Origin of the sequence: Paraburkholderia kirstenboschensis (assembly GCF_904848585.1) — a bacterium.
In the GTDB taxonomy this organism is placed as follows: Bacteria; Pseudomonadota; Gammaproteobacteria; order Burkholderiales; family Burkholderiaceae; genus Paraburkholderia; species Paraburkholderia kirstenboschensis.
In genome coordinates this window covers 137,837-154,481 of the sequence record NZ_CAJHCR010000006.1, presented here as the reverse complement: position 1 = coordinate 154,481, position 16,645 = coordinate 137,837, and the positions used below count along the sequence as shown (strand labels likewise).

Annotated in this window: 13 protein-coding genes; 2 read left to right on the top strand and 11 right to left on the bottom strand. The window is 63.1% G+C overall.

Annotation, left to right across the window (positions count from 1 at the left end; genetic code table 11):
- Positions 1-259: 259 nt before the first annotated feature.
- The 6 genes from JMY24_RS18445 to urtA all read right to left on the bottom strand — a co-directional run bounded on the left by JMY24_RS18445 (position 260) and on the right by urtA (position 7,328).
- The gene (locus JMY24_RS18445; RefSeq protein ID WP_128594431.1) at positions 260-1,153 is read right to left on the bottom strand and encodes an urease accessory protein UreD; all 894 of its coding nucleotides are present in this window, start codon (positions 1,151-1,153) and stop codon (positions 260-262) included.
- Between the two features lie 116 nt (positions 1,154-1,269).
- Positions 1,270-1,962 carry an urea ABC transporter ATP-binding subunit UrtE gene (urtE, locus tag JMY24_RS18440; RefSeq protein WP_020065119.1) on the bottom strand — a complete coding sequence of 231 codons (693 nt, stop codon included), beginning with the start codon at positions 1,960-1,962 and terminating at the stop codon, positions 1,270-1,272.
- Between the two features lie 29 nt (positions 1,963-1,991).
- Complete coding sequence (gene urtD / locus JMY24_RS18435; RefSeq protein WP_128585060.1) at positions 1,992-2,855, bottom strand: urea ABC transporter ATP-binding protein UrtD; 864 nt, start codon at positions 2,853-2,855, stop codon at positions 1,992-1,994.
- A complete protein-coding gene (gene urtC / locus JMY24_RS18430; RefSeq protein ID WP_128594432.1) occupies positions 2,852-4,057 on the bottom strand; it encodes an urea ABC transporter permease subunit UrtC in 1,206 nt (401 codons plus the stop codon). The genes urtD and urtC overlap by 4 nt, the downstream gene beginning before the upstream one ends.
- 1 nt (position 4,058) lies before the next feature.
- The gene (urtB, locus tag JMY24_RS18425; protein ID WP_128594433.1) at positions 4,059-5,705 is read right to left on the bottom strand and encodes an urea ABC transporter permease subunit UrtB; all 1,647 of its coding nucleotides are present in this window, start codon (positions 5,703-5,705) and stop codon (positions 4,059-4,061) included.
- Positions 5,706-6,029: 324 nt separating this feature from the next.
- Positions 6,030-7,328 carry an urea ABC transporter substrate-binding protein gene (gene urtA, locus JMY24_RS18420; RefSeq protein WP_128594434.1) on the bottom strand — a complete coding sequence of 433 codons (1,299 nt, stop codon included), beginning with the start codon at positions 7,326-7,328 and terminating at the stop codon, positions 6,030-6,032.
- A 453-nt stretch (positions 7,329-7,781) separates the two neighbouring features.
- Between urtA and aptA the strand changes: the two genes are divergently transcribed.
- Positions 7,782-9,113 carry an omega-aminotransferase AptA gene (aptA, locus tag JMY24_RS18415; protein ID WP_128594435.1) on the top strand — a complete coding sequence of 444 codons (1,332 nt, stop codon included), beginning with the start codon at positions 7,782-7,784 and terminating at the stop codon, positions 9,111-9,113.
- Between the two features lie 196 nt (positions 9,114-9,309).
- On the opposite strand, the gene JMY24_RS18410 is transcribed toward aptA, so the two are convergent.
- The 4 genes from JMY24_RS18410 to JMY24_RS18395 all read right to left on the bottom strand — a co-directional run bounded on the left by JMY24_RS18410 (position 9,310) and on the right by JMY24_RS18395 (position 13,320).
- Positions 9,310-10,869, bottom strand: coding sequence for a DUF3443 domain-containing protein (locus tag JMY24_RS18410; protein ID WP_201702643.1), 1,560 nt, complete (start codon positions 10,867-10,869; stop codon positions 9,310-9,312).
- A 32-nt stretch (positions 10,870-10,901) separates the two neighbouring features.
- The gene (locus tag JMY24_RS18405; protein ID WP_128592376.1) at positions 10,902-11,354 is read right to left on the bottom strand and encodes a DUF2844 domain-containing protein; all 453 of its coding nucleotides are present in this window, start codon (positions 11,352-11,354) and stop codon (positions 10,902-10,904) included.
- A 142-nt stretch (positions 11,355-11,496) separates the two neighbouring features.
- Positions 11,497-12,807 carry a DUF3443 domain-containing protein gene (locus tag JMY24_RS18400; protein ID WP_128594449.1) on the bottom strand — a complete coding sequence of 437 codons (1,311 nt, stop codon included), beginning with the start codon at positions 12,805-12,807 and terminating at the stop codon, positions 11,497-11,499.
- Positions 12,808-12,834: 27 nt separating this feature from the next.
- A complete protein-coding gene (locus JMY24_RS18395) occupies positions 12,835-13,320 on the bottom strand; it encodes a DUF2844 domain-containing protein (protein WP_201702642.1) in 486 nt (161 codons plus the stop codon).
- Positions 13,321-13,634: 314 nt separating this feature from the next.
- Here JMY24_RS18395 and JMY24_RS18390 point away from each other — a divergent pair, with 314 nt between their 5' ends.
- Positions 13,635-14,471, top strand: a complete 837-nt coding sequence (locus tag JMY24_RS18390; protein ID WP_128592563.1) for an alpha/beta fold hydrolase — start codon at positions 13,635-13,637, stop codon at positions 14,469-14,471.
- 73 nt (positions 14,472-14,544) lie between these two features.
- Here the strand turns inward: JMY24_RS18390 and JMY24_RS18385 are convergent, their stop codons facing one another.
- The gene (locus JMY24_RS18385) at positions 14,545-16,500 is read right to left on the bottom strand and encodes an acid phosphatase (protein ID WP_128594452.1); all 1,956 of its coding nucleotides are present in this window, start codon (positions 16,498-16,500) and stop codon (positions 14,545-14,547) included.
- Between the last annotated feature and the right edge of the window lie 145 nt (positions 16,501-16,645).

Below are 16,645 nucleotides of genomic sequence, written 5' to 3'. Positions count from 1 at the left end.
ACGCCCACGGCGGGCGTCAATGTCAGCGGGGGAAGATGGAAAACAGTCGGTCGCCGGTCGTCTCAGTATTGATCGTCCTGCGCCGCGCCAATCGACGGATCGGCCGTGTGCGTTGCTGAGACTGCGACGAAAGATCAAGGAGGTCTGTGCCTCTAAGGCTGGGCGCAGGAGCAACACTGTAATGGCGCCGGGCAGAGGGGCACGTCTGGCATGCCACGCTATTGCATGGAAGGTCGGTGAAAAAGCACAGAGCGGAAACCTACGTCGCCCAAATCCTCAAAGGCACCGCCTCAACCCCATGCACGACAGGCCGCAACTGCAACCAGCATTGCGTCAAAGCGCGCTGCAACGTCTCCATTGATCGCGAAACAGCCCGTACAAGCAATACGCCGCCAGTCACGCAAGAAGCGGCCGCGCGCAGCGAATCATCGAATGGAAGCTGTGCGGTCAGCGCTTCCGCGAGCGCGTCGTCGCAAGCCGCGCCAACCGCCCAAAGCGTCCCATAAGCAGGAAATCCACCGAGCCCTTGCGCCGCATCGCGCAGCGGATCCTCGGCGCGAAGAGCCGCACGTTCGAGCCATAACAACTCGCCGTTAGCGCGCACGATCCGCGACACGGCCCGCAAGCTCCCCGCCGACCACCGCTCGCCCGCCGCCTGCCGCCCAAGCTGCGTCGCATCCCAGCCAATCGCGGTAGCGCCTTCGTCGAGCGTCAGGGAAAAATCGAGCATCGCATTCGCATGGTCGAACACGATATTGTTTTGCGGCAGCCAGTCGAGCTTCGCATTCCCGGCAACGTGCACGGCGATAGTCTGCCGCGCGGCGCGTCCATTCGATTTGTACCACTTGGTCGCGCCAGGCGTCGTGATCACCGCATGCGCATGAGCACCGACATTCACGTTGATATCGAGTTGATCGCCGCCCGCGACGCCGCCGGGCGGATGCACGATCACTGCATGACAAACGCTCTGACCTTCCGGATATAACGGCCGTTGCACACGCAGCGGCCCATCGTGCAGCCGATGCTGCAGGGCAGTGCGCTCGCCATGCCTGACGAACCCAAGTTCGAGACGCGCTCGCCATTGCGCATGCGCACCGCTCTGCGCCTGGGGTTGCACAGTAGCGAGCGTGACGTGATTTTCGTGAAGCGACATGCGAATAAACGTGCGATCGAGTTGTCAGGACAGAGCGTGCAGCAAGACAGGACTTGCGTCACAGAACATGCGCCACAAGACGCGCCGAGCATAGCACGCCTACCAGCGCTCAAGACTCACACGGCGATCAGCGCACGCACGCCGTCGGCGTCCATATTGGCGCCTTCGCCGCCCGCGACGATCTCGCCGCGGCTCATCACCCAATAGCGATCGGCAATGTCCTTTGCGAAGTCGTAGTACTGCTCGACGAGCAACACGGTCATGCCCATCTCTTCGACCAGTTGACGCAGCGTGCGCCCAATGTCCTGAATGATCGACGGCTGAATGCCTTCGGTGGGTTCATCGAGAATCAGAAGTTGCGGATCGCTCATCAGCGCGCGGCCAATCGCGAGTTGCTGTTGCTGACCGCCCGACAGATCGCCGCCGCGCCGGCTGCGCATGTCCTTCAGTACCGGAAACAACTCGTAGATACGATCGGGGATTTTCTTCGGCGCTTTCTTGCTAGCCGCGCCCACCAGCAGATTTTCTTCGACGGTCAGCCGCGGAAAGATATCGCGTCCCTGCGGCACATACGCGAGCCCTTTCTCGACGCGCGAATAAGTCGGCAGCTTCGTGATCGGCGCGCCGCGCCAGGCGATGGAACCGCTCTTCGTCTGCACGACGCCCATCAGGCAGCGCAGCAGCGTTGTCTTTCCCACGCCGTTGCGGCCGAGCAGCACGGTGAGCTTGCCGTCAGGCACGGTCAGCTTCACGTCGCGAAGAATGTGGCTGCCGCCGTAGTACTGGTTCAGGTTTTCTACTTCAAGCATGTCGTTCGACCCTTTGATTCACGGCCCACTCATCGACCGAGATATGATTCGATCACCGTCTCGTCGCGTTTCACTTCGTCGAGCGTGCCGTGCGCGAGCACGCGCCCTTCGGCCATCACCGTGACCTTGCCGGTATCGCCCGACAGAGCCTTCACGAACTCCATGTCGTGTTCGACGACCATCATCGAGCACGTGCCGCGCAGGTGATTGAGGAGGTCGGCCAACTGCATCGTCTCGTCGTCGGTCATGCCGGCGGCGGGTTCGTCGAGTAGCAGCAGCGCAGGTTGCTGCATCAGCAACATACCGATTTCCAGCCGCTGCTTCTGTCCATGCGAGAGTTCGCCGGCAAGGCGCCGCGCCTCGGTTTCCAGACCGATGAGGACGAGCGTTTCTTCGATGCGTGCTTGCGCTTCGCGATCGAGCCGCGCGCGCAACGACGCAAGCCATCCCTTGTCGGTCTTCATGGCGAGCTCGAGGTTTTCCCACACGGGATGCTGCTCGAAAACGGTCGGCTTCTGGAACTTGCGTCCAATGCCGGCACGCGCAATGGACGGCTCGTTCATTCGCGTGAGGTCGATCGACTGGCCGAGAAACACCTTGCCCGAATCAGGCCCGGTCTTGCCGGTGATCACGTCCATCATCGTCGTCTTGCCCGCGCCGTTCGGTCCGATGATGCAACGCAATTCGCCGGCGTCGATAGAAAGCGTCAGCGCATTCAACGCGCGGAAGCCGTCGAAGCTCACGGTCACATCTTCGAGATACAGGATCGTGCCGTGGGAAATGTCGATCTCGCCGGGCACAACGACGTGCCCCATGCTCGCGACGCCGCTCAACGCGTGTTCAGAAGGGTGTTCGGGCAAAGCCAGATCGGGAACCATCGGGTTTTCGTTCATGAGCGGTTCCTCTTGCGCGTCACGAGTTCGACCAATCCCATGATGCCGTTCGGCAGAAACAGCGGGACCAGCACGAAAATCAGACCGAGAAAGAACAGCCAGTATTCAGGGAAGTTTGCCGTGAAGAAGCTCTTCGCGCCGTTCACCGCGAACGCGCCGACAATCGGCCCAATCAACGTGCCGCGTCCGCCCACGGCCACCCAGATGGCCATTTCGATCGAATTGCCAGGCGACATCTCACCCGGATTGATAATGCCGACTTGTGGCACGTACAACGCGCCCGCAATGCCGCACAAGACGGCGGACACGGTCCACACGAAGAGTTTGTACGCGAGTGGACTGTAGCCGAGGAACATCAGGCGCGTCTCGCCGTCGCGCACGGCGGTGACGACGCGGCCGAGCTTCGAGGTGACGATCGCACGCGCGCCGAGGAACGCGACGATCAGTACGGCAAACGTGATGAGCAGCAGGGCAGTGCGCGTGCCGGGATGCGTGATCGGAAAGCCGCCGATGCGCTTGAAATCGGTGAAGCCGTTATTGCCGCCGAAGCCCGTCTCGTTGCGATAGAAGAGCAGCATTGCAGCGAACGTCATCGCCTGCGTGATGATCGACAGATACACGCCCTTCACGCGCGAGCGGAACGTGAAGAAGCCGAACACCCAGGCCACCACTGCGGGCACCAGCACGACGAGCAGCAGCGCATAGCCCAGATGCTGCGTGCCTTGCCAGTACCACGGCAGTTGATGCCAGTCGAGGAACACCATGAAGTCGGGCAGATCGCTGCCGTACTTGCCGTCGTGGCCAATTGCGCGCATCAGGTACATGCCGATCGCGTAGCCGCCGAGTGCGAAGAAGAGCGCATGTCCGAGACTCAGAATGCCGCAGTAACCCCACACCAGATCGAGCGCGAGCGCCGCGATCGCGTAGCACATGAACTTGCCGGTGATCGTCGTCGCGTAAGCGGACAGATGCAGCGGACTCGCTTCCGGCACCACCAGCGTAGCGAACGGCACGCCGAGGCCGAACACGACGATCAGCGCGATTAGCGCAAGCCATGCGCGGCGCGACAGCAGTGCGGGACGCGGCGGCAAGCCGAGGGCGAAGCCCGACTGCGCGACGCGGTCGGTTGAGCTGCCGGCCGAGTTGCCGCCCGTTGCAGCGACATGACCCGACGCGCTCGAAGAGGAAGTTGCAGATGTCATCTCATGCCTCCGCGCTGCGGCCCTTGAGGGCAAACATGCCCTGCGGACGCTTCTGGATGAACAGCACGATCAGCACGAGCACCGCGATCTTCGCGAGCACGGCGCCCCAGAACGGCTCAATCGCCTTGCTTACGAGTCCGAGTCCGAAGCCGCCGATCACGGTGCCCGCCAGTTGACCCACGCCACCGAGCACGACCGCCATGAACGAATCGATGATGTAGCTTTGCCCGAGGTCCGGCCCGACATTGCCGATCTGCGACAGCGCGCAGCCGCCGAGTCCAGCGATGCCCGCGCCGAACGCGAACGCATACGAGTCGACCCGCGCGGTCTTCACGCCGACGCATGCAGCCATGCGGCGGTTTTGAGTGACGGCGCGCACGAAGAGTCCGAGGCGCGTCTTCGTCAACACGGCCCATGCAATGCCGACGACGATCAGCGAAAACGCGAGAATCGCGAGGCGGTTGTACGGCAGGATCAGGTTCGCCAGCACGGTCACGCCGCCGCTCATCCACGAAGGATTGACCACCTGCACGTTCTGCGCGCCGAACAGCATGCGCGTTGCCTGAATCAGGATCAGGCTGATGCCGAAGGTGGTCAGCAGCGTTTCGAGCGGACGGCCATACAGATGCTTGAGCACGAGCCGCTCGATTACGATGCCGACGAGCGCCGCCGCCACGAACGACGCGGGCACCGCGACGAGCGGATACCAGTCGAACGCGCCGGGGGCGAAACGCTGAAAGAGGTTCTGCACGACATACGTGGCGTACGCGCCGATCATGAGAAATTCGCCGTGCGCCATGTTGATGACGCCGATCAGGCCATACGTGATTGCGAGGCCGAGTGCCGCGAGCAGCAGCACGCTGCCGAGCGACAGACCCGCGAACAGCGTGCCGGCGATTTCGCCGCGGCGCTGGATTGCGTCGAGTTCGTCGATGCCGCTTTGTGCGGCGGCGCGCACCCGAGCGTCGGCTTCCGCGAAGGTGCCGTCGGGCTTCTTCGCCACGAGTGGTCGCAGCAGTTCGTTCATATCTAGATCGTGTCGCTCGGCAACGAGCTTCACCGCTTCGAGACGTTTTGCCGCGTCGGCGTCATGCAGCGCGGTCATCGCCCACAGCGTGTCGAGGCGCTTCTTCAGCGCCGGGTCGGTTTCTTTCGCGCGGGCCGCATCGACGAGCGGTTTGATCGACGGGTCGGGGTTTTTCAGCAGCGAGTCGATGGCTTGCTGTCGCGTCGCTTGATCCGGCGAGTCAAGTTGTATGCCCGAGAGCGCGCCCGCCACTTTCGAGCGCAGCAGATTATTCAACGTGACGGGCTGGGCGTCGCTTGCGGCGACGGTCTTGCCGGTGACGGCGTCGCGCGTCGCGTCGCCGTCCTGCAGCAGGACGGCGCCTGAGTCGGTGGCGAGCACGCCGTCTTCGGACAACGCCTTCAGCACCGCGACCGACTCCTTGTCGTGATTGGCGATGAGTTTGTCGATGGCGGCGGACTTCGCGTCGAAGTCGTCGGCGGCGAGCGGCGCGACATCGGCCGCAGTCAGAGCGAACGCGCCATGCGGCGCGAGCGCGCCCAACGTAACCAACGCAAAAGCGGCGCTGCTGACGCTGCGTCGCGCGAACCGCTGTGCAAAAGTGAGGAATGAAAACGCCATGATGGCCTTTGAGGAATTACCGGCGACGCGCTTTGCAAAGCGCGCTTCGCGCCGGTTGAATGCGAGCCGATGTTGCGCCGCACGCTGCACGGCTTCGTTTGGCCGCCGGATTGCATGGGGCAGTGTCGAGCCGAACGCGTCGCAAGCATCACGACCGTCATCGCTCGCCTGGCACTCGCGCAGTTCGGTCGCGATTGCTGCGATTGCTGCGCATGCCGGATCCGCAGCGAACTCACTGCGCGAGGCCGAACACCAATACGGTCGCCGCGAGTTCGCCTCGACGCATGACGGCGGCCACTCGAGCCGCTGTCATGCGTGGTGCCGTTAAGCGATCCGCGAGCGCTTCAGAAACGCGGGGATCGAGCTGACCACATCCGGCTTGCCTGCATTGCCTGCGATGAACGGACTCCACGGCTGCGCGCGAACCGCGGTCTTGGTGCGCCACACCACGTTGAACTGACCGTCAGCGCGTACTTCGCCGATCATCACCGGCTTGTGCAGATGGTGGTTGCCGTCCATTTCGAGCGTGAAGCCCGACGGCGCCGGGAACTGCTGACCGATCATCGCCACGCGCACCTTGTCGACTTCGGTGCTCTTCGCCTTCTCGACAGCCTGCTTCCACATGTGGATGCCGACGAAAGTGGCTTCCATCGGGTCGTTCGTCACGCGCTTGGTGCCGCCAGGCAGATTGTTCTCCTTGACCCACGCGGCCCATTGCTTCTTGAACTTTTCGTTGGCCGGGTTGCGTACCGACATGAAGTAGTTCCATGCCGCGAGGTTGCCCACCAGCGGCTTCGTGTCGATGCCGCGCAGTTCTTCCTCGCCGACCGAGAAGGCGACGACCGGCACATCCGAAGCCTTCAGCCCCTGGTTGCCGAGTTCCTTATAGAACGGCACGTTGGAGTCGCCGTTCACCGTCGAGATCACGGCCGTCTTGCCGCCTTGCGAGAAGGTCTTGATGTTCGCGACGATGGTCTGGTAATCGCTATGACCGAACGGCGTATAGACCTCCTGGATGTCGGCCTCCTGCACGCCTTTCGACTTCAGGAACGCGCGCAGGATCTTGTTGGTCGTGCGCGGATACACATAGTCGGTGCCGAGCAGGAAGAAGCGCTTAGCGCCGCCGCCTTCGGCGCTCATCAGATATTCGGTTGCGGGGATCGCCTGCTGGTTCGGCGCGGCGCCCGTGTAGAACACGTTGCGCGACATCTCTTCGCCTTCGTATTGGACCGGGTAGAAGAGCAGGCCGTTGAGCTCCTCGAACACCGGCAGCACCGACTTGCGCGACACCGAAGTCCAGCAGCCGAACACCACGGCGCACTTTTCCTGCGTGATCAGCTGACGCGCTTTTTCGGCGAAGAGCGGCCAGTTCGAAGCGGGGTCGACCACTACGGGCTGGAGCTGACGGCCCATTACGCCACCGTTCTTGTTGATGTCCGCGATCGTCATGAGCGCGGTGTCTTTCAGCGATGTCTCGGAGATCGCCATCGTGCCGGACAGGGAATGCAGGATGCCCACCTTGATCGGACCGCTCGCGGACTGTGCGTGCGCGAACGGCGCGCGACCTGCAAGCGCGAGCGCGCCGGACATGGAGCCGAACTTCAACAGACTGCGACGTTTCATGTGTATCCCCTTGCCATTGATGATGAATGTTTATGGGCGTCGATTTCAGCCACGGGGCTTGCGCCGCATGATTGCCGCTCGTGTACTGCAAGGCACATGCCATGTGAGGGATGCGGGGCCTGCTGCGGCTTCGCGCGCTGCGGCGCGCCTCCACGCGAGCCGGCTTATGCGGCTTGGCGTACGAATCTGGTGCACATGCGTTCGATGCGCCTCGTTCAGGTGCGTGCCGCGCCGCGACGAAGCGTGACGATCGGCCAGCGGGCTTTGGAGGTGCACGTGCGCCGCCGCTTTGTGCATGCGCTGTGTTGTGCCTACACTGAAAGACCGTTTAGTTCGCGCTGCATGGGATCGGGGTAAGCGCTGAAGCGCTAACTCTGGTCGACAGCTCTGCATGGGACCGGAGTAAGCGCTAAAGCGCCAACTCCGGTCGACAGCTTTGCATGGAGATATGAGATGACTGAGTCCGCCGGCGCCAATCAACCAGATATGTCCGCGTTCTGGATGCCCTTCACCGCCAATCGCCAGTTCAAGAGTGCGCCCCGTCTGCTCGCGAGCGCGAAAGGCATGTACTACACATCGCATGATGGCCGGCGCATTCTCGACGGCACCGCGGGACTGTGGTGCGTGAACGCCGGGCATTGCCGCGATGAAATCGTGGCCGCCGTGCAGGCTCAGGCCGCTGAGATGGATTTCGCGCCCACTTTCCAGATGGGTCACCCGAAAGCATTCGAGGCCGCGACGAAGATCGCGCGGCACACGCCAGGCGATCTGAAGCACATTTTCTTCGTGAACTCAGGCTCGGAAGCAGTCGATACCGCGCTGAAGATCGCGCTGGCCTATCACCGCTCGCGCGGCGAGGGCCAACGCACGCGCTTCATTGGACGCGAACGCGGCTATCACGGCGTGGGCTTCGGCGGTATTTCCGTGGGCGGCATTGCGCCCAACCGCAAGGCGTTTTCGGGCGCGCTGCTGCCGTCGGTCGATCATTTGCCGCATACGCTGAACATCAAGGAGGCCGCTTATTCGAAAGGCCAACCGGCGTGGGGCGCGCATCTCGCCGACGAACTCGAGCGGATCGTCACGCTGCACGATGCGTCGACGGTTGCCGCGGTGATCGTCGAGCCGGTGGCCGGATCGACAGGCGTGCTGATTCCGCCGCAAGGGTATCTTCAACGGCTGCGCGAGATCTGCGACAAGCACGGCATTCTGCTGATCTTCGACGAAGTCATCACCGGTTGGGGCCGCCTCGGCGCGCCGTTCGCCGCGCGGTACTTCGGCATCACGCCTGACCTGCTGACGATGGCGAAGGGCACCAACAACGCAGCCGCTCCGATGGGCGCGGTGGCTGCAAGCGGCCAGATTCACGACTCGATCGTGAACGGCGCGCCGGGCGGCATCGAACTCTTTCATGGCTACACATACTCGGGACATCCGATTGCGGCCGCCGCGGCATGCGCGACGATCGACCTCTACGAGCGCGAGCAGTTATTCGACCGGGCCGCGCGGATGGCGCCGCTTTTCGAGCGCGCGATTCACAAGCTGCGCGGGGAACGGCACGTGATCGACGTCCGCAATCTCGGGCTTGTGGGCGGCGTCGAGCTTGCGCCGCGCGACGGAGCGCCTGGCGCACGCGCTTACGACGTGTTCGTGCGATGTTTCCAGAAGGGCCTATTGACGCGCTATACCGGCGACATTCTCGCGTTCTCGCCGCCGCTCATTATCGAAGAGGAGCAGATCGACGAGATCTTTGCGACGGTAGCCCAGGTGTTGAGGGAGACGGATTGAACGTTTGGAGTGGATGGCCGGAGGCGTTGGCTTTGCGTGTTCGCTTTAGGCGTTTGCTTTATGCGCTGAGGCTTTATAAGTTTGCCTCAAGGCGGCTGCATCGGGCGTTTGCATGAGGTGTTCGCATCAGGCGTTTGCATGAGGCCAGCGCGTGCCGCGCCGGCCTCATGCATTGCGCGGGTTTTGCGTCGGCGCGCTAGAACGCGACGAACGGTCCACTTTGCGATCCGGCTTGCGATCCATTCAGCGCGGTGTACAGACTGCGGCCAAAGAAGAACGGCAAGCCCCAGATGAAGTAACTGGAGACGGACGTGTACGACGCAATGTTATCGAGCGCCGCATAGGTGCCGGAGAGCAGGCTCGCCGTGTTGGCTACCTGGAACGGCACGGTACCGGACGTGGCCGCGCTGCCCGTCGGCTTCAGCACAGCGGACAGGCTTAGCGTGGTGGAAGGCGTGTAGCGACCCCACGCGTCGAACGGAATGGCCGGATCGCGGAAGATGGTCGTGTTCGAGCCGCTGTCGATAACGCCGTTGCCGAACGTGCTGCCCTTATACGCGGTCGCGAAAAAGCCGTTGCTGTCGAGCGGGATGATATTCGCGCTCGTCGGCAACCCATTGTTCTGCTGCGTCCCGATGCCGAACACGAGTTCACCCGCCGCGCTCGCCTGACCGCCGGGCTGCAACGCGGGCAGGCGGATGATCGTGCCGTTGTTGTCGGTAGTGAAGTCGGCAACCGGATTCATGATCTGTGTGTCGAGCGGCACGCGCGTGCTCGTGCACGACCCGGTGGACGGGCAATAGTAGTACGTCGCCGGCAACACATATTGTGCGGCGAGCGGAAAGTCGCGTACCGCCGAGCCGATGCCGACCACGCCGTTCGCTCCGAGCTGCGCAACACTGCCGATGTCGGAGACGCCGCGCGACGCGCAATCCGGCGGCGTGGCGTTCGCGCCGTCGCCGATAACCTGGACTGGCAGATTGCCCGCCAGCTTTCCGCCAATGGTCACGTCCGCACGCTTCACCGAGCCCCACGTATAGCCCGACGCGAAGATCGCGCATTGGGAGATGGGCGCGCCGCGGGTGGGGTCGTCGGTCGCGCCGGTCTGCGCGGGCAAGCTGCCTGCCAGCGCCGGGCCCAGCGCACTTGCCAACACACGCACGCCTGCCGAGCCCGTGTCGAGCAGCATGTGATCGATCGTCGCGCACTGATTCGCGCCTTGCACGCCCGGGATGCAGAACGTGACGGTGACGTAGGGCGTGTTGGCATAGCCGCCTGTCCATCGTTCAACGATGATGGGAGCGGTGTTCGTGGTGGGGGTAGGTGTTGGTGTGGGCGTTGGTGTGGGTGTGGGCGTTGGTGTGGGTGCTGGTGCTGGTGCTGGAGTTGGAGTTGGACTTGGCGTTGGTGTGGGTGCCGGTGTCGGTGCCGGTGTAGGCGCCGGCTTCGGGCTTGGCGTTGGCGACGGTGCTGGTGTCGGCTTCGGGCTCGGTGACGGCGTTGGCGACGGCGTAGGCGTAGGACGCGGAGCCGGAGGTGGCGCCGGACTGGGAGTTGGACTCGGTGCAGACGTGGACGCAGGCGCCGGCCCTTGCCCCCCAGCGACCCCTGAAGCCGGTTCCGACGAACCCGCCTTATCGTTACTCTGCGCCGGCTTCGAGCCCCCGTCGTCGCTACTGCCGCCACCGCCACAGGCGGACAGCCCGACGCTGGTCGTTAGCAACGCGAAGCAAAGGGTCTTGCTGAAAGTGTTCATCGTTTTCTTGTTCTGTGAGTCCGCGCACGGCGTTACTGGATGTCTTCGGCGCGTACATGCGCCGGCAGCAGGCGCGGCAACAGGGCCTTGCCGAAGAAGTTGCCGGGGCGGCCGACCGACTCGATCTGAAAGTCGCCGCTACGGTCGATCAATGGGCCGGTGCCGCGCGGATGGCCGGCACCCGCCGACGCGGCGCGTTGAAAGTAGTTGCCGAGCAGCGCGTTCATGTCCGGACGCACCGGGCCTTGCCATGCGACGGCGAACACGACGTTGCCAGGCGATACATATTCGCGAATCCTGACGCCGTCGTTATCGCTTGATTCGCGCACCGTGTACGGCGCCGTCGCGGCGGGCGTGGCAACGGCCGCTGCCGACCGGAGCAACGAGTGCGACGTTGTACCGAGGCTCGGCGCGCCGCCCAATGCCGCAAAAGAAGCCAGCGGCAACATGGCCGCAACGGCCAGTGCGGCCTTAGTAAGAATCATCGGATCGCTCCACGAAACAGGTCGGAGCATGTTGCCAGCGCGGCTATATCGGAATGTGCAGATGAGGCTGAATGGGTGGTAGGAAACGGCTTAAGGAGGCGCTGCGATAACGCCGCGCCTCGAGTACGACCTCAGTTGATCGTCAGAACGCGACGAACGGTCCTGTCTGGTTACCGACCTTCGCGTTTCCCATTACCGTGTAGACGTCCCGGCCATAGAAAAATGGCAACCCCCACAAGAACGTGCTGTTTTTCCCACCATACGCGAAGTTCGCGCCCGCGTTGCTGAGAGCGTAGTAGCCGGATGACCGCAGGTTGCTCGTATCGGCAATGGAGAACGGCATATCGAGCGGTTTGCCCGTGCCGTTCGTGGCCTCCATCGTTGCGCTCAGATTCAGCGGCGCAGCAGGCGTGTACCAGCTGTCCGCGCTCGTCGCGATGGTGTCGTCGGGGAAAGCATACGCATTGGTGCCGCTGTCTATCACGCTGCGGGTGAAGACCTTGCCGTGATACTGCGTCGTGAAAGCGCCGTATTTGTCGATGGCAAGCACGGTCGCGCCAGACGGCAACGCGTTGTTCTGCTGCGTACCGATGCCGAACACCAGTTGCCCCGTGACGCTCGTCTGGCCGCCGGCCGGCACGGCGGGCAGGCGGATGATCGTGCCGTTGTTGTCCGTGGCAAATGCGGCCACGGGGTTCTTCACTTCCTTGCCCGCCAGCATGCGTGTGCTAATGCACGAGTTCTGCGATGGGCAATAGTAGTAATTGCCAGGAATGGCGGTAGTGACCGCGTCGCCCGAGTCGATCGCGAAATTGTCGACGCCGAGAATACCGTTTATGCCGGCGAAGGCGCCGCCGCCCATGTCGGCACCGTAGTTCGTGCAGTCGTCGGGCGTGGGAAATGCGCCGTCCGCGTACACCTGGATCGGAAGGTTGCTTGCTGTCTTGCTGCCGATCGTAATGTCGGCGCGTTTGACCGAGCCCCACGTATAGCCCGAGCCGAACGGCATGCATTCGACGATGGGCGCGGAGCCGCTCGTGTCGTCGACTGCGCCGACTTGCGTCAGCAGCAGCGGGGCCAGCGTGGGAATGGCGCGCGCCGCGAGGCGCACGCCGGTGGAGCCGGTATCGACCAGCATGTTGTCGACGGTCACGCATTGCGGCGCACTCCCGGTGCCCGGCACGCATACCCTGATCGAGGCCTTGAGCAGGTTGGCGCCTCCCATCGTATTGTCGACGCGGATCGTGACCGTGTTGTCGCCGGTAGCGGGCAGCGATGAGTTCCCCGAACCGCTGGAGGTGCCGGACCCGTGCGGTGTCCATTGCGGCGTGGCGTTCCAGCCGGCCGAATTATCGCCCTGAGTGCCGGTGCCGCCGCCCCCGCCGCCGCAAGCGGAAAGCGCCAGAACGCCGATGGCCGCCGCGAGCGAAAGCGTCTTCTTCAATGTATTCATGTGTTTTCTCAGGAAGCGGAACGCCTGTTATTCGAGATCGCCCGGCCGCACGCCCGTGGGCATCAGACGCGGCAACCAGGCCATGCCGAAGAAGCGCCCGAGGCGGCCTGCGGATTCGATGCGGAAGTCGTCGTTGCCTTCTATCAGAGGACCGGAGCCGCGCACGCCGCTTTGCCCGGCTGCAACGTAATTTGCGAAGTAACTGCCGAGCAGCGCGCGCATATTCGGGCGCACTGGTCCGTCCCAGGTGACGGCGAACACGACATTGGAGGGCAGCATGTATTCGCGGATCGTGACGCCGTTCGCGTCGACCGACTGGCGCACCGAGTAGGGCGCCGCGCTCAAGGGCCCGCTGGCCGGCTGGCTGCTTGCGGACGCCGGGGCGGACTGTGGCGTGGCGGCGCGCAGCACGAGCGGCACGGACGCGCCCGCGACCGCCGAGCCGCCCAGCGCGGCATACGACGACAGCGGCAACACGGTTGCGGCCAGCATCGCTATCTTCATGAGTCTCATCACACGGCTCCCGAAATGGACCGAGCATGGTGCCCGTGTGGTATTCGGAAAACTCTGCGAAATTTCCTAATCGGATGGACGAAACGGCTCAATAAATTGCGACGCGAACAGCGTGCCCAGGAGCGATTGATGGCACAGGCGCAACGATCAGTTTTTTACGGCGACCTTCCATAACGAGGCGCGTGTCAGTATTCTCCCTTCAGCGTGTTGCGCAGTTCGCTCTACAGTTTGTTGCCACCATGGTGGCTTTCGTAACACTCGCGCCGGATCATCTAGTCGGCTATCGCCCGAAACGTGAAACAGGAGAAACGACCATGCCGTACGTGACAACGAAGGACAATGTCGAAATTTTCTACAAAGACTGGGGTCCGAAGGACGCGCAACCGATCGTGTTCCACCACGGCTGGCCGTTGTCTTCCGACGACTGGGATACGCAGATGCTGTTCTTCGTTCAGAAGGGCTTCCGCGTGATCGCTCACGACCGGCGCGGCCACGGCCGTTCGTCGCAAGTCTCTGACGGACACGACATGGACCACTATGCCGCCGACGCTTTCGCGGTGGTGGAAGCGCTCGATCTGCGCAATGCCGTGCATATCGGACATTCGACCGGCGGCGGCGAGGTGGCTCGTTATGTGGCGAAGCACGGCGAACCGGCTGGCCGCGTTGCGAAGGCCGTGCTGGTGAGCGCCGTGCCGCCGCTGATGCTCAAGACCGAGGCGAATCCGGAAGGCCTGCCGCTCGAGGTTTTCGACGGCTTTCGCAAGGCGCTTGCCGACAACCGCGCGCAGTTCTTCGTCGACGTTCCGGCGGGGCCGTTCTACGGCTTCAACCGTCCCGGCGCGACGGCTCATCAAGGCGTGATCCAGAACTGGTGGCGTCAGGGCATGATGGGCAGCGCGAAGGCGCACTACGAAGGCATCAAGGCCTTCTCGGAAACCGACCAGACCGAAGACCTTCGCGCGATCAGCGTGCCGACTCTCGTGCTGCACGGCGAAGACGACCAGATCGTGCCGTTTGCGGATGCGGCGCTGAAGTCGATCAAGCTGTTGAAGAACGGAACATTGAAGACGTATCCCGGCTTCGGGCACGGCATGTTGACGTTGAACGCGGATGTGCTCAACGCTGATTTGCTGGCTTTCGTGCAGGGCTAGGAGTGAGGCTGCGAGTCCGCGCCGAGCGGACTCGCAGTTGATGTGGCGAAGGGCGGGAGCCTTTCTGCCTTGGTTAAGAATCGAGATGTACCTGAACGCCGCTCGATGTGTAGACAGGCGTGGCTTTGAAGCCGTCAACGGAAACAGCGGAGAACTTCACGTTCGAACCATTGCCGCTGATCACAGTGATCGTATCGCCCGCCTTCGGTTTGAAGCCGTCGACGAACTTCACATGCAGCGTTCCCCCGAGAACCGTGGTCTGAGCGCCGACCTTCATCGAGCCTTGTCCGTTGGCACCGATATTCAGTTCCAACGTCGTATTCGCGAGTTGCGTGAATTTGCCAACGACGGAAACCACACCGGGCGCATTGACGACCAGCGAGCCCGCATCGAGATAGACGTCACCCGTTCCGAGCGCGGACGCGGAGTCGGCTTCGAGCGTGCCCCCGGCAATCTGCGAGCCACCCGAGAACGTGTTGGCTCCGGCCAGTCTCAGCGTGCCTGTGCCCTGCACGGTCAGCTTGCCCGCGCCCGAGATCGGGTTGCGCCAGGTGTCGAGCGCGTTGAAGCCACCTTGTGTCGCGTCCATCGAAACGACGACATTGCCGTTGAACGCGCCGTAGCCGTCCGCGGCTGCGAACATGTTCAAGCGCCCCCAGCCTTCGGCATCGTCCATGACGGGATAGCCGGACGGAAGTTCCGTCGTCTTCAGCACGACGCGGCGTTGATCCGCGCTGAGGTAAGGAAAGCGGGTTTCCAGCAGCAGTTCTGCTCCCTTCGGAACCACTGGCGCTGCGTCGGTCGCTTCGATTTGCGAGAAGCCGAATGTCATCCGACGCAAGTAGTTCGACCGGTTGGCCGTATAGACGGCGAAACGGTCCGTCGTGGCTGTGCCCGAATGCGCGAACGTGTTGAACGTGCTGCTCGTCGTACTGGTTTGCGCCATCAAAGCATTTTGGGCCTGCGCATATGCCGCGGCCTTCAGGGACGCGTTAGCCGGGTTATAGAGATTGGCGGCCACTACCGCGAGGCCCTGCATCCGTCCACCCGTCACGTCGAGCGGCGAATGCATCCCTGCGACGATCCGGTTTTCGCCCAGTTCCATCGCACGACTCATCATTTCCTGGAAGCGCTGCGGAACCACGTAAGCCATGGCCATCGAGTCGCGCATTGCCTCCGCCGTATGGCCGCTGATGAAGCCGCCGTCGGTGGCGGGCGTGGCGCTTTCGGCCGGCACGAGTGTCGGCGCGACCACCACCGAACTGCTCCAGCGGTACGGCCTGGCGTATTTGTAGAAGCGCTTCGCCGGTTCAGTCGAACCGTTCGTGCTCATTGCGTTGACAAAGTCGACGACGGTGCCGAACGCCGCATTGGCCGGGCGGCCAACGCCCGTGTTGTTGCCTGCGTCGTTGTACAGCGTGGTGGTCGCGTTCGCCGGAATCGAGGTGATAGTCGTGGTTTGCTGCGTCAGACCTAGCCATGCGCCGGTCAACGGTCCCATACCGTCGGTCACGCTGTAACCCTTGTTGCGACGGTCGTCGAAATACGCTGCATCCGCTTGCGCCTGGGTGCGCGCGACCGTCTCGTTGACGACGAACTGCGTGTTCTGACTCAGCACGGCCGCATTGAGGATCGTGCCGCAAGCCGTGCCTGAGTTGACGAGACCCGAGCATGTGGAGGCAACTACGGCGGGGAAGCCGTCGACTGCCGGCGCGGACGCTCCCGCGTCGACAATCATGGTCGACGGCTGCCACAAGTCGAGGAAACGGGTGACAACGCGTACGCCGGCATTCGTATCGAGTGTCGCGAAGTGCGCGTCGTTTCTTTGATTGGAAGCGGCATTGTCGACGAACGCCGGCACGGGCGGAATGGATGCGCTATCCACAAATCCAGGATCCGCCGGCGGGGCGGGCGCGACGGCCGCACTGCTTTGGAGCTCGTCGTTGCTGCCGCACGCACCCAGCGTCAGCAGAGTACAGAGGGCAACGAAAGTCGATAACGGGCGGCGTGCGGGTGATTGAAACAACATAGGCTTCCTGATGTCGGTTGTTAAAGTTCGAATGGGAACGGATCTTGAGTAACTCAAGTTAAGCCCCGATGACATTCAGAAAGATGGGAGTCGATTCAAAGCGCCCGCACGCGCGGATAGGTGCGAAAGTGGGAGCACGCGGTTG

Bases quoted from the DNA above. Each gene is read 5' to 3' on its own strand.
- JMY24_RS18445 (WP_128594431.1), bottom strand. From the start codon at position 1,153: ATGTCGCTTCACGAAAATCACGTCACGCTCGCTACTGTGCAACCCCAG.
- urtE (WP_020065119.1), bottom strand. From the start codon at position 1,962: ATGCTTGAAGTAGAAAACCTGAACCAGTACTACGGCGGCAGCCACATT.
- urtD (WP_128585060.1), bottom strand. From the start codon at position 2,855: ATGAACGAAAACCCGATGGTTCCCGATCTGGCTTTGCCCGAACACCCT.
- urtC (WP_128594432.1), bottom strand. From the start codon at position 4,057: ATGACATCTGCAACTTCCTCTTCGAGCGCGTCGGGTCATGTCGCTGCA.
- urtB (WP_128594433.1), bottom strand. From the start codon at position 5,705: ATGGCGTTTTCATTCCTCACTTTTGCACAGCGGTTCGCGCGACGCAGC.
- urtA (WP_128594434.1), bottom strand. From the start codon at position 7,328: ATGAAACGTCGCAGTCTGTTGAAGTTCGGCTCCATGTCCGGCGCGCTC.
- aptA (WP_128594435.1), top strand. From the start codon at position 7,782: ATGACTGAGTCCGCCGGCGCCAATCAACCAGATATGTCCGCGTTCTGG.
- JMY24_RS18410 (WP_201702643.1), bottom strand. From the start codon at position 10,869: ATGAACACTTTCAGCAAGACCCTTTGCTTCGCGTTGCTAACGACCAGC.
- JMY24_RS18405 (WP_128592376.1), bottom strand. From the start codon at position 11,354: ATGATTCTTACTAAGGCCGCACTGGCCGTTGCGGCCATGTTGCCGCTG.
- JMY24_RS18400 (WP_128594449.1), bottom strand. From the start codon at position 12,807: ATGAATACATTGAAGAAGACGCTTTCGCTCGCGGCGGCCATCGGCGTT.
- JMY24_RS18395 (WP_201702642.1), bottom strand. From the start codon at position 13,320: ATGAGACTCATGAAGATAGCGATGCTGGCCGCAACCGTGTTGCCGCTG.
- JMY24_RS18390 (WP_128592563.1), top strand. From the start codon at position 13,635: ATGCCGTACGTGACAACGAAGGACAATGTCGAAATTTTCTACAAAGAC.
- JMY24_RS18385 (WP_128594452.1), bottom strand. From the start codon at position 16,500: ATGTTGTTTCAATCACCCGCACGCCGCCCGTTATCGACTTTCGTTGCC.